Source organism: Aminobacter sp. J44 (genome assembly GCF_007829415.1).
Classification (GTDB): Bacteria; Pseudomonadota; Alphaproteobacteria; order Rhizobiales; family Rhizobiaceae; genus Aerobium.
Genome location: NZ_VLJG01000058.1, coordinates 1 through 14,120, shown reverse-complemented (window position 1 = coordinate 14,120; position 14,120 = coordinate 1). Strand labels below are relative to the sequence as shown.

The window sequence follows — 14,120 nt, the reverse complement described above, 5'->3', positions numbered from 1 at the left end:
GCACGCCGCACCCAACCGCGAAGCGTCTCCCCGGTGCAGCCGATCTTCGAAGCGATCGAATTGATAGCTTCCCATTCCGAAGCATACTCGCCCCGGTGCTCCAGAACCATTCGAACCGCGCGCTCGCGCACTTCAGGTGAATAGGTATTGCCGTTCCGTTTCGTCATGATGGCTCCTTAATCTCAAGAGGGGGAGCCTCCGGCAATCCCGGCGCGGTTCAATGACAGCGCCAGGCTTGTCGCGAGCCGCATGAAATACTTCATCTGGTTCCCCTTAGTTAGCCCACTGGCGAGTTACGGGAACAGGCTCAGCTTCCGAGCATCTCGTCGGAAATCTGAATGAACTGCTCAAGCGTGGAGTCGTCCAGCGGAAGCAGTTCGGGTGATTTGATTTGCATCAGCGCATTGATCTCGGCTGTGCTTTCTTCATAGAGCCTCCCGAGCTGACTTGCGGTTTCAAGCGTCATCAGGGTCTGGAACGCGACCTCCGCGTCCTCCCGCGCCTTCTCGAGCGCTTTTTGCGTCACCTTGAGGCGATCGGTCAGCACGCGGCGGTACTTCGTGATGGTGCTTGCAATCTTTTCTCGGGCTGCAAGGTTGGCCCTGGCCGCCTTTGCGTTCGCCTCCACTTTCGCGTTCTTGATGGTCTTTCGGATGTTTTCCATCTCGACCTGATTATCTGCCTCCATTGCATTGAGCTTGGGAAACCAGTCTTTCTCGTAGCTCGCGAGGTGGCGCTCGTGCATCCGGAGGACGATAAGGCGATTGAGCGCAGCGATGCCGTAATATTTGCTCGCGACGGCGGGCTCGATGCCGAGCGCGAGGATTTCCTTCAGGCGCTTCTCGACATCGAGAAGGACGCTGATCGCCACCACCGCTTCAATGATCGACTTGCCGTTCACCTGGTAGAGCGCGGCCTTTGCCTGCTCCGGAGCAATGGAAACTCCGTACTCGATCGCCAGCTTTTGGCTGAAGCTGGCGATCAGCTCAGCTTTCGATCTCTCAACCTCGGAAATCTCCTTCTCGATCTCAGCGATCTTGTTCTGAATGCCCTCCTTGGAGCCGGACGGAACCGATCGCCGCAGAGCGCGGTCTATGAGCGTGCCTCCCGATGCAGCGTCAGGCGCGGTGAGCTGCTTCACCTTCAGCTCGGAGATTTCGTTCTTGCCGTGCGCGATGGCCTGGTCGAACTCCTTCACGGCGGAGCGCGTCGGTCCGTAGACGTCCGGCATGAGCGAGGAGAACGCCTCGTCGAGAGCTTCGTCCAGGTCTTCCTGGTAGGCCTGTCGATGGGTCCAGTAATTGAACTTGAGGATGCTGAAGTCCGATGCCTTGTTTCGCTTCGTTAGCGTCTTCCTGACATCCGGTACGACCTGACCGAGCTCGTCTATGACGGGACCGACGTTCAGTCCTTCAGCGTTCGCCGTAGCCACCAGTCCCAGCATAAGAGCCGCTACGACTGCGTTCCTCATATGTCGCCCCCCCGAACAAAAGTCCATTTGGCCATATAACAAGAGTTCTCGAGTTCGTCTCTAGCGGCCACTGAAGCTGTACACTTAAAAACTGCGCATTAACCCTCGTTCGCCATCTTGAAGTCGGCGCGAAGAAAAGATTGACGGGGCCTCATAGTCGCAATCTTCGCTCCCGCCACTAGCGTTTCGACATCTCTTTCAGGAGATGCCGATGCCTCAGGCAGGCACGCGAGTTTTCGCAAGGTTCCCGGCAGTCACTGTCAAGCCTTGGACATGGCAATCCTTTGCGCTGGCGGGCCTCTGTGCCGCCGTTGCGGCGGGCGTTCGCTTGGTGACGGGAGTCTTTGAGCCGTCCGCGCCGCCGTTCCCGGCCTTTCTGTTCGCGACAATGGTGACGGCGATCGTGGGCGGCGCCGCGGCCGGCATCGTCTGTGCCGCCCTGGGCCTCGCTCTGTCGGCCTGGATGCTTTCCGCTCATGTGCCTGACGGTTTTACGGCTCCCGCACTCATCCAATACGCGCTTGTTTCGACCCTCATAATCTGGATCGCCTACGAGTATCGGCGACTGCTCCGACATGCCCAGGATCGGCAACAGGAAGCCGAGCGGCAGATGGCGCTCATTGAGGCCGAGAACGCCACGCTGAACATGATGGCGGCGGACAGACCGCTGAAGGAAACGCTGACGAGCCTCGTCAGGACGATCGAGCAGTATTCGAAGACTGGCGCGCGCGTCGATCCTATTGCTGGACGATGACGGTAAGCGGCTCCGTCACATGGCTGCTCCCAGCCTGCCTGACAGCTACAACCGCGCCATCGATGGCCTTGAGATCGGCCCGACCGCCGGCTCCTGTGGTTCGGCCGCCTACAACGGGGAGCCCGTCTACGTTTCTGACATCGATACTGACAGTCGTTGGGACAAATACCGCCATCTCGCTCGGGAACACGGCCATAGAGCGTGCTGGTCAACTCCCATCATGTCCCGGATGAACACTGTGCTCGGGACATTCGCGATCTACCATCGTGAGCCGCGCTCGCCCAAGCCCCACGAAATCGAAATCGTCACGCTTCTCGTGAAGATCGCGGCCCTCGCCATCGAAAGAGAGCGTGGAAGGCAGCAACGGCAGCTGCTTATGGACGAGCTGGCGCACCGGATGAAAAACTCGCTGGCTGTCGTCGGCGCGATCGCATCGAACACGCTGCGGCCCCACGTTGAGAAGGAACGCTACCAGGACTTCGAACGAAGGCTGATGGCTCTCGCTCAGGTGCAGTCGCTTCTGGCGCAGACCAACTGGGCAGGCATCGACGTTGGCGAACTGATCCGCAATATCGCCACCGCACCATTCAGGGACGGAACCGGGCGCTTCGAACTCGATGGCCCGCCTGTGAAGCTCCCCTCCCAGCTCACGCTTCCATCTGGCAAGGTCCGGATAGTATGGGGCTACGGTCAGCCCGCAGAGGAGAAGCACTTCTTCCTGAAGTGGAGCGAGAGCAACGTCGCGGGCGTTGCGGAGCCGAAGAGCAACGGGTTCGGTTCCAGGATGATTAAGCAGGCCTTCGCGCAGAGCGTTGGCGGAGATGCCGTCTGGAATTATCGACCTGAGGGGCTTGAGGTCGAAATCCGGCTCCCGGTCACAGCTCTCGAATATGACGTGAACGATCCCGCCCCTCACTAAGGACAGACTGCCGGAGCGCGCCTTGGCCCCGGCAGTTCGCCGTCATCGAGGAGCAACAGCTGCCCTGTCGAGGCTTTGTGCCAGCCCGACCAGCGACAGGAAAGATGACCTGTAGCCATAGGAATCGTTTCCGCGGGAGCTGGCCGCCATCGCCTTGATCTCTTCCCACGAGTGCTGCGCGAGGGACGGATCACGACGCAGCTTCTGTCCGAAACCCGCGACGGCGACCGAGAAGCGGACGTCCTGAGGCGCGTCGGCGAAATACTCGACCTCGTCGTCGTCCGTAACAGCCTTATCGATCAGCCGGCTCTCGTCTTCGTCGGGCAGCTTGTAGCGGATCTTGAGGAAGGCGTATTCGCCCTGAGCCTCTCCCGGGACGTCCGCGCCCTGCGGCTTCCCATAACGAAGATCGCTGATAAGCGCGGCCGGGCTGCCCTTTGGCGTGATCTCGTAGATTGCCGTTACCGAAGAGCCGGAGCCGATATCGCCCGCGTCGACGCGGTCGTTGTTGAAGTCCTCACGGGCAAGCTCACGCGTCTCGTAGCCGATGAGGCGATACTCGGATACCATGGACGGATTGAACTCGACCTGGAACTTCACGTCCTTGGCGATCGGGAAGACGGCCGAGGATGCCTCGTCCACCAGCACCTTCTGCGCTTCCGCGAGCGTGTCGATGTAGGCGGCCGTACCGTTGCCGTGCTGCGCGATCGTTTGCATCAGCTGGTCATTGTAGTTGCCGCGCCCAAACCCGAGGACGGAGAGGAACACGCCGCTTTCCCTGTGGCGTTCGATGGTGCGCTTCAGGTCCTCATCGCTCGTCTGCCCGACGTTAAAGTCGCCGTCGGTCGCCAGCATCACCCGGTTCACCCCGCCTTCAATGAACGCCTTGGAGGCAAGACGATAGGCGGTGTTGAGGCCAGCTTCGCCTGCCGTGCCGCCGCTCGGAGTAAGCCCGTCAATGGCCGCGTAGATGGCTGCCGTGTCGCTCGCCGAGGTCGGCTCGAGCACCACGCCCGCATGCCCGGCATACGTCACGATCGATACCTTGTCGTCCGGCGAGAGCGAGGCGACCAGCATGCGGAAGGCGTTCTTCAGAAGCGGCAGCTTATCAGGCGCGTTCATCGATCCCGACACGTCGATCAGGAAGACGAGATTGGCCTGCGGCCGCGTCTCAGGGATCACGTCGTATCCCTTGATCGCGACGTGCATCAGCTTCCGCCCCTGCGACCAGGGCGAGGGCATAACCGTTACCGTCGGGCGAAACGGCTCATCGCGCGTTTCCGGGAGCTGCCAGTCATAGGGGAAGTAGTTGACCAGCTCCTCGACGCGCACGGTGTCGGGGTTGGGCAGCTGCCCCATGTTGAGCAGGCTCCTGACCATCGAATAGGAAGCGGTGTCCACGTCGGCCGAGAACGTCGAGACCGGATGCTCGGCGACGCTCTTTACTCCGCTGCCCTTAAACTCCCGCACGCGGTCGCGGCTTTGCATGGACGACGGCAGACGATCCATGACTGGCGACGGGTAATTGCCGACGAAGGCGGGAGCAACCGCAACGCCGCGCTCGGCCATCACCATGCTTTCCATCGCCTTGCGAGCCGGCGGAGCTGGCTGCGGCGCGATGGGGACGATGCCGTCGTTTCTGAAGGCGGCTCCGCCTGCCGGGTGGGAGGCCATCTCCTGAACGACCGCAAGGCCGCTGTCTCGCATGTACTGCGTGTACATCCCGCCGACGACGAAGAAGGCTGCGCTTGCAACCGCCATTGACGCCGCCCCCGTCCAAAGCCACTTCCTCATGATGTCCCTCCATCCGTTAGACGTCTTGGACAAGAGACGCTTGACGGTGTCGGAACCTTGGGTCGCGCTGACGTTTTTTTCGTCGGCTTCGTCATAGGCGGTCATGGCCGCTGACAGAGCCTTCTTCCGGGCTTCCGAAGACGGCTTGACGGGCCTGGCCTGCCGCAGGATTTCGAATTCATCGTGCATAGGTCGCGCCCTCCGGTTCAGCCAGCAAGGCCCTCAGCTTTTTCTTTGCGTCATGGATGTGCCAGGAAACGGTCGCCTCGGAGCACTCCAGCGCTTCCGCGGCCTTCAGGTGGCTGAGGCCTTCGGAATAGACGAGAACGACGGCCTGACGGGTCTTTTCCGGAAGCGTCCTGACGGCTTCCCACAAACGCGTTGCCGCATCGTTGTCGTTCTCGCCTTCGTATCCTCCCGACACCTCATGCTCGGCGGCGACCGCCTGAGTGAGGTTTCGCCCTCTCTTTGCCTTGCGCTGGTGGTCGCAAGCCGCGTTGACGACGAGCCTGTACAGCCACGACGACAGGCTGCAGTCTCCTCGGAACGTTCGGATCGAACCTCCCAGACGCACGCACACCTCCTGCGCGACGTCTTCCGCATCCGCGCGATTGCCGAGATGTCTGTACGCCACGCGAAAGAACATGTCGTAGTGCATCTCGACAAGACGAGCGAAGGCTGCGCGGTCGCCATTGCGCGCAAGCACCAGGATCGTTTCGTCGGTGTCTTCCATCAGGTCCGCAGCCTTCTCATGCACCCTTAGACGTTTCGGGGTTCAAGTTCCTTGGGTGCCCAAGGAGATTTTTTAGCCGAGATTGTCTGGCCGCCGCCTGTCAGTGCGATTTCTTACGCGTGCCCACTTGGTGGGCGTTCTTTTGCCTTTCGATGCCGTCCGTTAGCCCCAATGATGCGCCGCAGCTTATTTGAAGCAAGAGGTTTTGGCTTTGCTGCGGCAAAGCTTGCCTAAACGACAACAGAAATCACGCGACATTTGGATCAAGGCGCGCATCCTCAGCCAGGGGCATTGACGGAGAAACGTGACGCGGTATTCTCTCCGCTGGGTCGAGGGCCGACCCAGTAGCCCGCCGCAGACCAAGCCGACTGTTCGTTGGCAGGCCCCATGAAGGCCAGGCGCGCCTTTCAACACGTTTTCCATGGATCGTGCGGGCTCCATCCGTGATGGAGAACGTCGATGCGCATCCACTTTACGAACACCTCTCGCCCAAAGGCCGTGGCCGCTGCGCTCCGAAAGGAGCTGGCGATGCAAGGAGTAAAGCTGTCTCTTAGACGATCGCTGGAGGTTGTCGCTAAGCTCTTCGGCTATCGCGACTGGAACCAGTTGTGTTCCTTGGCAGGTTCCGAACCGCCATCCCTGTCCGACCTTGACGTGGATGACGCGACGCGTTCCAGCCGGCGCACCTACCAGGCCGCGGTCCTCGTCCGCGGCCTGGGGATCAGCATGGCGCTCGCTCACCAACTGGTCGAACGGATTGGTCCGTCGAGGTACGGCACGCCGACCGATACGACCCGGATTTCATGGATCGTCGACGCGGTGATCGACGGGTCGCTCAGGAACCGCATGGAGCGGGCAGTTCTCGGTATCGTTGCTGTGGGACGCCCGGGCTTCCATCGAATTGACGACTATCTGACCGGGTTCTTTTACGAGAATCCGGCTGCGCGAGACGGATTAGTCGAGCACGTGCTTGCGAACGTGTGGGTAAACGCGTTTCGAGGCCCCAGGCCGAACGAGCATCAAGCTTGCTCGGCCGATCCCGTGGCGGAGGGGGCGGGACTGTCGTCTAACTTTCTCCATATAAGTTATTGATTTGTCTATACTGTTGGTAAACTGCAGACATGCCATCTGCCGTCCTCCCGTGAAGCTGAAACACGTTCTTAGCCAAATCGACGCCGATGATGCTAACTTCTTCCATGGATTGGCCTGCCCCCAACGTCACCGCCAGCAATTGTAGCGGACGCGCAATACGGCGTTGTCACTTAAACGTTGAAGTATTGGCACTATCGGGCGAAGTCACCTTGACGCCGTTCCCTTTCCCTGAATAGATCACCCCATTCCGAGGGGGGCGTCGAACGACGCTGAGATGGCGGTGAGCCGGACCCTTGAACCTGATCCGGGTCATACCGGCGTAGGAACGGAACAAGGGTTCGCCGCCGCCCCTTTCCCAATTCTTCGCTCTGCCTGGATCTCTATGATGACAATCAGGAGGTCGCCAATGCCATACAATTCTATCGCCTGCACCAGACCAACCGGCTGAAGCCGGCCGGATGGGAACGCTCTCCTCCCTACTGCGGACGCTGGTGACATTGCTCGGCGTCTGGCAGGCGATTGTCTGGATCTGGTCGCCGCCGCGATACATTCTCCCGACTCCGCTGGACGTGCTGGCCGCCATGCGGCGGCAACCTGCCTATCTGTTCGAGAATACGCTGGTCACGCTTGCCGAAATCCTCGCGGGTTTCGCGCTCGGCTCCATCCTCGGAGCCCTGACCGCTCTCGGCATGGCGGCGCTGCCCCGGCTCGGTCGGCGGGTCTGGCCGATAGTGCTAGTGCTGCAAGCGTTCCCCGTTTTCGTCATCGCGCCACTGCTGGTCATCTGGCTGGGCTTCGGCATGGCTTCGAAAGTGATGATGGCGACGCTCATCATCTTCTTCCCGGTGACATCGGCATTTGCTGACGGCCTGCGCCGCATCGACCAGGACCTGCTCGACGCCACGGCGCTGACCGATGCCAGCCACTGGCACGCGCTGCTGCATGTGCGGGTGCCGCTCGCCTTGCCGTCGCTCGTGTCCGGCCTGCGCGTCGCCGCGCCGCTGGCACCCCTTGGTGCAGTGGTCGGCGAATGGGTCGGCGCGTCGGCTGGGCTCGGCTTCGTCATGATCCAGGCCAATGCCCGCATGCAGACCGACATGGTCTTCGCCGCCATGACCATCCTCGCGGCCCTCACGCTGTTGCTGCGCCATGTCGTCGACGCGCTCGCGCCACACCTGACGCCCTGGGCGAAGGAACAGTGACCCCCTCGCTTTCACCCGAAAAACGGAGATTCTAATGATCTGCAAGACTGCCTTCGCTTTGGCTGCCAGCCTCATTCTGGCGAGCCCGGCTGCCGCCCAGGACAAATTGACTGTTTTGCTCGAATGGTTCGTCAATCCGGACCATGCACCTCTCGTCGTCGCGAAAGAGCTCGGATTGTTTGAGAAAGCGGGTCTCGAGGTCGAATTGCTGCCGCCGGCGGATCCCTCGATCGTGCCGCGCGCCGTCGCCTCGGGACAGGCCGAAATCGGCGTGCATTACCAGCCCAATCTCTATCTCGATCATGAGGCCGGGGTGCCGCTGGTGCGCTTTGGGACGCTGGTCGAAACCCCGCTCAATACGCTGACGGTTCTGGCGTACGGCCCGATTGATGACCTCACGGACCTTGCCGGCAAGCGCATTGGCTTTTCGGTTTCGGGCTTCGAGGACGTGATCCTGTCCACCATGCTGTCGAGCGCGGGCGTGAAGCCCGCGGACGTGAAGTTCGTGAATGTCAACTTCGCGCTGACCGCATCGCTGATCGGCGGTAAGGTCGAGGCGACCATTGGCGGCTATCGCAATTTCGAGCTGACGCAGATGCGGCTGGAGGGTCATGAGGGCAAGGCGTTCTTTCCCGAGGATCACGGCGTCCCCGTCTATGACGAACTGATCTTCGTCACCCGCCCTGACTTGGTGTCGGACGACCGCCTCACCCGCTTTCTGAACGTGGTCGAGCAGGGCGCGATCTATCTCACCAATCATCCGCAGGAGAGTTGGGAACTCTTCATCCGCGCTTATCCCGATCTCGACGATGAGCTGAACTGGCAGGCGTGGTCGGACACGCTGCCGCGTTTCGCCAAGCGCCCAGCCGCGCTGGATAGCGGACGCTACGAGCGTTTCGGAAAGTTCCTGGCTGAGAACGGCCTCATCAAGGCCGCACCGGCGCTCGACGACATCGCGGTCGAACTGCGATGAGCGCGCACCCGTTCCCGGCGGCGGATTTGCCGAAGCAGGCCTGCGACCTGCTGGATCGCGTGCGGGCAAGGCCGCCGCGTGTTCACTGTCTGATGAACACGGTGGTGCAGAAGCTCATCGCCGACGGTCTGTCGGGGTTGGGCGCCATTCCATCCATGACCTCCTCACCTGAGGAAGTGCAGACCTTCGTCGGGAAAGCCGACGTCCTCGTCGTCAATCTCGGCACGCTGGATGCGCAAAGGCGCGAGGCCATCGACCTCGCCCTCGATGGGGCTGAGGAAGGAGGAAAGCCTTGGGTGCTCGATCCCGCCCATTGCGATTATTCCGCGGTTCGGGCGGCATTAGCGCAGGACCTGCTGGCGCGATCGCCAACGATCTTGCGTGCCAACGCAGCCGAGCATCGGCTGCTCCAGGTGCCGCCCGGCGTGGTCGGAGTGCGGACCGGGGAGGAAGACCGCATCGAGTCCGGCGACACAAGGCTGCTGATCGGCAACGGTCATCCCTTCATGGCGAAGGTGACAGGAACGGGTTGCCTTTCGGGCGCGGTGATCGCGGCCTTCACCGCGGTCGGGGACGATCCCATCATCGCTGCGGCGTCGGCTATGCTCGTCATGGGGGTCGCGGCAGATATCGCGGCCCGCGAGGCGCGGGGGCCGGCCAGCTTCGGGATAGCGCTGCTCGATGTCCTGTCCGGGCTTTCCGAGAAAGACATCATCCAGAATGCGAGGGTGCGAAATGCATAAGGTCGATTACAGGTTGAACGCCATCGTTGACGGAAGTCTGCGCGACATTGGTGACCTGGCCGTGCTGGCGCGGATCGCGGCGGATAATGGGGCGACGATCATCCAGTATCGCGACAAGCAGGCGAGCACCCGCGAACTGCTCGAACAGGCGACAGCGATCCGCGCGGCTCTCGCCAGGAGCGGCGTGCCGCTGGTCGTAAACGACCGCGTCGACGTCGCGCTCGCCACCGGCGCGGACGGCGTTCATCTTGGCCGCGACGACCTCGACCCGGCCACGGCGCGCCGTCTTCTTGGCGCTGACGCAATCATTGGGGTGACGGTCAAGAACGACGCCGATGCCGATGCAGCGCTGGCGGCCCCGGTCGACTATGCCTGCATCGGCGGCGTGTTCGAGACGCTCTCCAAGAACAATCCGGACCCGCCTGTCGGTTTGGACGGCTTTGCGCGGCTGCGCGCCCGCATCCGGTCTGCGCGCCCGGACATGCCGGTCGGGGCTATAGCCGGGATCGACCTGATGCGCGCCGGTGATGTCGTCCGCGCCGGCGCGTCCGGTGTCGCCATGATTTCGAGGATTTTCCGGGCGGCCGATATCGCCACCGCGACGCGGGCGATGCGCGCGGCCGTCGACGCCGTCCTCAAGGAGAACTGCCAATGACAAAGATCGCGCTCACCATAGCCGGCTCGGACAGCGGCGGGGGTGCCGGCATTCAGGCAGACCTCAAGACCTTCTCCGCGCTCGGCGTATTTGGAGCCAGCGTGATCACGGCGCTCACCGCACAGAACACCAGAGGCGTGCGGGCCGTGGAAGATGTGTCTCCGGACATGATCGCGGCACAGATAGACACCATCTACGACGACATGGATGTCGGCGGGGTGAAGATCGGCATGGCCTCGCGGATAGAGACCATCGAGGTTATCGCCGATGGTCTGCAACGCCACGGCATACGCCCGGTGCTCGACCCGGTCATGGTCGCCACCTCGGGCGACCGGCTTTTGCGGGCCGACGCCATTGAGGCGTTGCGGACCCGGCTGGTGCCGCTGGCCGTGCTGGTGACGCCAAATCTGCCCGAGGCGGCGCTGTTGAGCGATTCTGGTCCTGCCGGGACCGAAAAGGAGATGCTGGCACAGGCCGAAGCCATTCTGCGTTCCGGCGCGAGAGCGGTCCTGCTCAAGGGCGGGCACGGCACGGGGGCCGAGAGCACCGACATTCTTTTCGACGGCAATGACGTGCAGCGCTTTACGGCGCCGCGTATCGCGACCGTTAACACCCATGGCACGGGCTGCACCCTGTCCGCCGCGATCGCCGCCGGGCTGGCGCAGTCCCTCTCGCTCGCCGACGCGGTTGGCCAGGCGAAGGATTACCTACAAGGGGCATTGCAGGCAGGGGCGGCCATGTCCGTCGGGCAGGGCAATGGGCCGGTTCATCATTTCCATCGCTGGTGGCCAGCGGCGTGAGCGGGACCGCGTCCAGAAGGGGCTTCCTGGTCTCTCACCTCGCTGCGCGCTGGCTGCGTTGGATTGAGCAGACACTGGGCGGCGTCTGCGCCGCGCTGCTGATGGCGCTGCTCGTCGTCGTACTGGCAACGGTCGTGCTGCGCTACGTCTTCGGGATGGGCTTCGTCGGCGCGGAGGATCTGGGCATCTGGCTGCATGTCGCGCTCATCGCCTTCGGCACGCCGCTGGCGCTCAACAGCGCGCTCGCCATGCGCCTTGACGTGTTCGTCATGAGGCTGCCGCCCCGTGGGCAAACAGCCGCTTCCGTCATTGCCGATATCTTCACGGTGCTCGCGGGACTTATACTCGCCTTCGGCAGCACCCGGATCGCGACGATGCTCGGCGGCGTGTCGCCGACGCTCGGCCTCCCGGAATGGATACGCTTCGGCTTCCTCGGGGCCGGCGGCGCGCTGATCGTGCTGGTTCTGGCTTTGCAGCGGCTTGCCGAGGGAAGGCCGGTGCGCCTTATGGCGGCGCTCGCGGCGGGTATTGCCCTGCATCTTGCCGCCACTCAGGTTTCGGTCCCTGTCGCGCTGTCGCCGAGCATCGTGCTCGGCCTGATCGCCGGGATCGGGCTGGTGTCAGCCGCGCCGCTGCCGCACGCTTTCATCGCCGCCGCCTATCTCGCCATCGCCTTCGGCAGCCCGATGCCGGAACAGGCGGTCGTGTCCTACACCGTCACCGGCATGTCGAGGTTCCTCCTTCTGGCAATCCCGTTTTTCCTCGTCGTGGGCGGCCTGCTGGCCATATCCGGTACGGCGGCGCAGATCGTCCGCTTCGCCGCCTCCCTTGTCGGGCATCGGCGCGCCGGTCTGGCGCAGACCACGCTTTTGACCAGCGTGCTGTTTTCCGGCGCGTCGGGATCCTCGGTCGCCAACGCCGCTTTCGCCTCCGCCGCCTTCCAGCCCGAACTGGTCAGGAACGGCTATCCGCCCGCGCAGGCCGGTGCGATCATCGCTTCCAGCTCGGTGCTGGACAACGTCATACCGCCCTCCATCGCCTTCCTCATTCTCGCCGTGGCGACGAACCTATCGGTCGGCGCGCTGTTCGTCGGCGGCTTCGTGGCTGGCGGCGTGATGGCGCTGTGCCTTGCTGTCGCCATACACCTCACGAGAAACGAGCAGGCGGCGCGACCGCGCGCGGACGCGTTGGAACGCTGGAGTTCGGCGCGTGCCGCCATCCCCGCCTTCGGGCTCGGCGTCATCGTCGTTGTCGGCATCCGTATGGGCGTCGTGACCGTCACTGAAGCGGCCGCGCTCGCCGCGCTCTACACGCTTTTCCTCGCCATCGGCGCGCGTGTGAAGACTGTGCCGCTCTACGCCGCGTTCCGCCAGTCTGCGGTCGAGGCCTCCGCCATCGGCCTCCTGATCGGTACGGCGGGGCCGTTCGCCTTCCTTCTCGCGGTCGACAACGTCTCGGGGCTGCTGTCATCCTTTGTCACCGGCTTCGGGCTGGGGCCGTTGGAGATGCTGATCGTCATCAATGTGCTGCTGCTCTTGATCGGGCTGGTGCTCGACATCGGCGCGGCGATCCTGCTCTTCGCGCCGATCTTCCTGCCGCTGGCGGTCGCGGCCAACATTGATCCCATCCATTTCGGCGTCATCCTCGTCGTCAACCTGATGATCGGCGGCCTGACGCCGCCGGTCGGAATGCTCGTCTTCGTCGTCAGTGGCGTGACGAGGGTGCCCGCCGGCGTGCTGTTCAGGGCGATCCTGCCCTATCTAGCGGCCCTTCTCCTCTCTCTCACTCTGCTCACCGCAGGCGCCATCATCCTCTAGCAAACGGAACAGGCCTCATGTCCATGCTCACCCGTCGCAGCTTCATCCGCACCACCGCAGCGGTCGGTGCGGGGCTCGTCTTCGCCCCCGCCATCATCGGCCGCGCGCAGGCACAAACCACTTTGACCGTCGCCTCCCTGTTGGGCGACGACAAGCCCGAGACCCTGATCTGGCACCGCATCCGCGATCTCGTGGAGCAGAAGCTTCCCGGCCAATTCAATTTCAACATCGTCGGGAACGCCGCGCTGGGCGGCGAGAAGGAGGTGGCCGAAGGCATCCGGCTCGGCTCGGTTCAGGCCAGCCTTTCGACAGTGTCGGCGCTATCGGGCTGGGTGCCCGAAGTCCAGCTTCTCGACCTGCCGTTCCTGTTTCGCGACGCTGCGCATGTTCGCGCCACGGTGACCGGTGAAACAGGCGCGGAGCTCAAGGAAAAGCTGGCCGACCAGAACTTCGTCGTTGCCGATTTCATCAATTACGGCGCGCGCCACCTGCTGACCAAGGAGCCGGTGACGAGGCCCGGTCAGCTTTCCGGCAAGCGCATTCGCGTCATCCAGAGCCCGCTGCACACCAAGCTGTGGAGCGCCTTCGGCGCCACGCCCGTCGGCATCCCGATCCCGGAGACCTACAACGCGCTGCAAACCGGACTCGCCGACGCGATGGACCTGACCAAGTCGGCCTATGCCGGCTTCAGGCTCTACGAGGTCGTGCCTTACCTCACCGAAACCGGCCATATCTGGGCGTCAGGCGTCGTGTATTTCGCAGCCCCGTTCTGGAATGGCCTCGACGACGAGCAGAAGCAAGTTTTCCAGGAAGCAGCGTCTGCAGGCGCGGTCCATTTCAACGAGTTGATCGTTGCCGACGAGGAACGCTCGATGACCCTCGCTGCCGAACATGGCGGCAAGGTGCTGCAGCCCGCGGACCGGGCGGCGTGGGAAGAAGGGGCTCATGGCGTCTGGCAGGATTTCGCCGACATCGTCGGCGGCCGCGACAAGATCGAGTTGATCCGGGACGCCGGCTGAGCCGCAGCGCGTCTGCAAATTTTCGATGCCAACAGGAAACGCTAGATCATGGATATCTTCGATCGCCTCAAACAGGCCGCCGCGCCGGAGTGGGACAGCTACGTTGGCCTGACCCCATAGGGTGGTCCGGTTTCAATCTTAGTTCATG

General features: G+C 62.9%; 13 protein-coding genes, 1 pseudogene and 1 riboswitch. Of the genes and pseudogenes, 10 read left to right on the top strand and 4 right to left on the bottom strand.

Annotated elements, in window-relative coordinates; genetic code table 11:
* Both L610_RS17245 and L610_RS17240 read right to left on the bottom strand, forming a co-directional pair.
* Window positions 1–167, bottom strand: a pseudogene (locus tag L610_RS17245) (IS3 family transposase); the annotation flags it as partial.
* A 140-nt stretch (window positions 168–307) separates the two neighbouring features.
* Window positions 308–1,471 carry a hypothetical protein gene (locus L610_RS17240; protein ID WP_144706565.1) on the bottom strand — a complete coding sequence of 388 codons (1,164 nt, stop codon included), beginning with the start codon at window positions 1,469–1,471 and terminating at the stop codon, window positions 308–310.
* Window positions 1,472–1,802: 331 nt separating this feature from the next.
* On the opposite strand from L610_RS17240, the gene L610_RS17235 reads away from it, so the two are divergent.
* Together L610_RS17235 and L610_RS17230 are read left to right on the top strand one after the other, a co-directional pair.
* A complete protein-coding gene (locus L610_RS17235; RefSeq protein ID WP_144706563.1) occupies window positions 1,803–2,225 on the top strand; it encodes a hypothetical protein in 423 nt (140 codons plus the stop codon).
* A 19-nt stretch (window positions 2,226–2,244) separates the two neighbouring features.
* Window positions 2,245–3,144, top strand: a complete 900-nt coding sequence (locus L610_RS17230; protein ID WP_144706561.1) for an HWE histidine kinase domain-containing protein — start codon at window positions 2,245–2,247, stop codon at window positions 3,142–3,144.
* 42 nt (window positions 3,145–3,186) lie between these two features.
* On the opposite strand, the gene L610_RS17225 is transcribed toward L610_RS17230, so the two are convergent.
* Together L610_RS17225 and L610_RS17220 are read right to left on the bottom strand one after the other, a co-directional pair.
* Entirely contained in the window at window positions 3,187–5,127 is a 1,941-nt protein-coding gene (locus tag L610_RS17225; RefSeq protein ID WP_144706559.1) for a VWA domain-containing protein, read from the bottom strand.
* On the bottom strand, window positions 5,117–5,671 hold the full coding sequence (locus tag L610_RS17220) for an RNA polymerase sigma factor (RefSeq protein ID WP_144706557.1): 555 nt from the start codon (window positions 5,669–5,671) through the stop codon (window positions 5,117–5,119). Before L610_RS17220 ends, L610_RS17225 begins: the two co-directional genes overlap by 11 nt.
* Before the next feature lie 459 nt (window positions 5,672–6,130).
* Between L610_RS17220 and L610_RS17215 the strand changes: the two genes are divergently transcribed.
* From L610_RS17215 to L610_RS17180, 8 genes are all read left to right on the top strand, one after another.
* Window positions 6,131–6,763 carry a glyoxalase superfamily protein gene (locus L610_RS17215; RefSeq protein WP_144706555.1) on the top strand — a complete coding sequence of 211 codons (633 nt, stop codon included), beginning with the start codon at window positions 6,131–6,133 and terminating at the stop codon, window positions 6,761–6,763.
* 240 nt (window positions 6,764–7,003) lie between these two features.
* A riboswitch (TPP riboswitch) is annotated at window positions 7,004–7,106 on the top strand.
* Between the two features lie 115 nt (window positions 7,107–7,221).
* The gene (locus L610_RS17210) at window positions 7,222–7,965 is read left to right on the top strand and encodes an ABC transporter permease (RefSeq protein WP_144706553.1); all 744 of its coding nucleotides are present in this window, start codon (window positions 7,222–7,224) and stop codon (window positions 7,963–7,965) included.
* A 34-nt stretch (window positions 7,966–7,999) separates the two neighbouring features.
* Window positions 8,000–8,938, top strand: a complete 939-nt coding sequence (locus L610_RS17205) for an ABC transporter substrate-binding protein (protein WP_144706551.1) — start codon at window positions 8,000–8,002, stop codon at window positions 8,936–8,938.
* On the top strand, window positions 8,935–9,681 hold the full coding sequence (locus tag L610_RS17200; protein WP_144706549.1) for a hydroxyethylthiazole kinase: 747 nt from the start codon (window positions 8,935–8,937) through the stop codon (window positions 9,679–9,681). The genes L610_RS17205 and L610_RS17200 overlap by 4 nt, the downstream gene beginning before the upstream one ends.
* Window positions 9,674–10,336: a thiamine phosphate synthase gene (gene thiE / locus L610_RS17195; protein ID WP_024850056.1), complete on the top strand. Its 663-nt coding sequence runs from the start codon at window positions 9,674–9,676 to the stop codon at window positions 10,334–10,336. The genes L610_RS17200 and thiE overlap by 8 nt, the downstream gene beginning before the upstream one ends.
* Entirely contained in the window at window positions 10,333–11,136 is an 804-nt protein-coding gene (gene thiD / locus L610_RS17190; protein WP_144706547.1) for a bifunctional hydroxymethylpyrimidine kinase/phosphomethylpyrimidine kinase, read from the top strand. The genes thiE and thiD overlap by 4 nt, the downstream gene beginning before the upstream one ends.
* 26 nt (window positions 11,137–11,162) lie before the next feature.
* Window positions 11,163–12,953, top strand: coding sequence for a TRAP transporter large permease subunit (locus tag L610_RS17185; protein ID WP_246659046.1), 1,791 nt, complete (start codon window positions 11,163–11,165; stop codon window positions 12,951–12,953).
* Between the two features lie 17 nt (window positions 12,954–12,970).
* Window positions 12,971–13,972 carry a TRAP transporter substrate-binding protein gene (locus L610_RS17180; RefSeq protein WP_144706545.1) on the top strand — a complete coding sequence of 334 codons (1,002 nt, stop codon included), beginning with the start codon at window positions 12,971–12,973 and terminating at the stop codon, window positions 13,970–13,972.
* The last annotated feature ends 148 nt before the right edge of the window (window positions 13,973–14,120 follow it).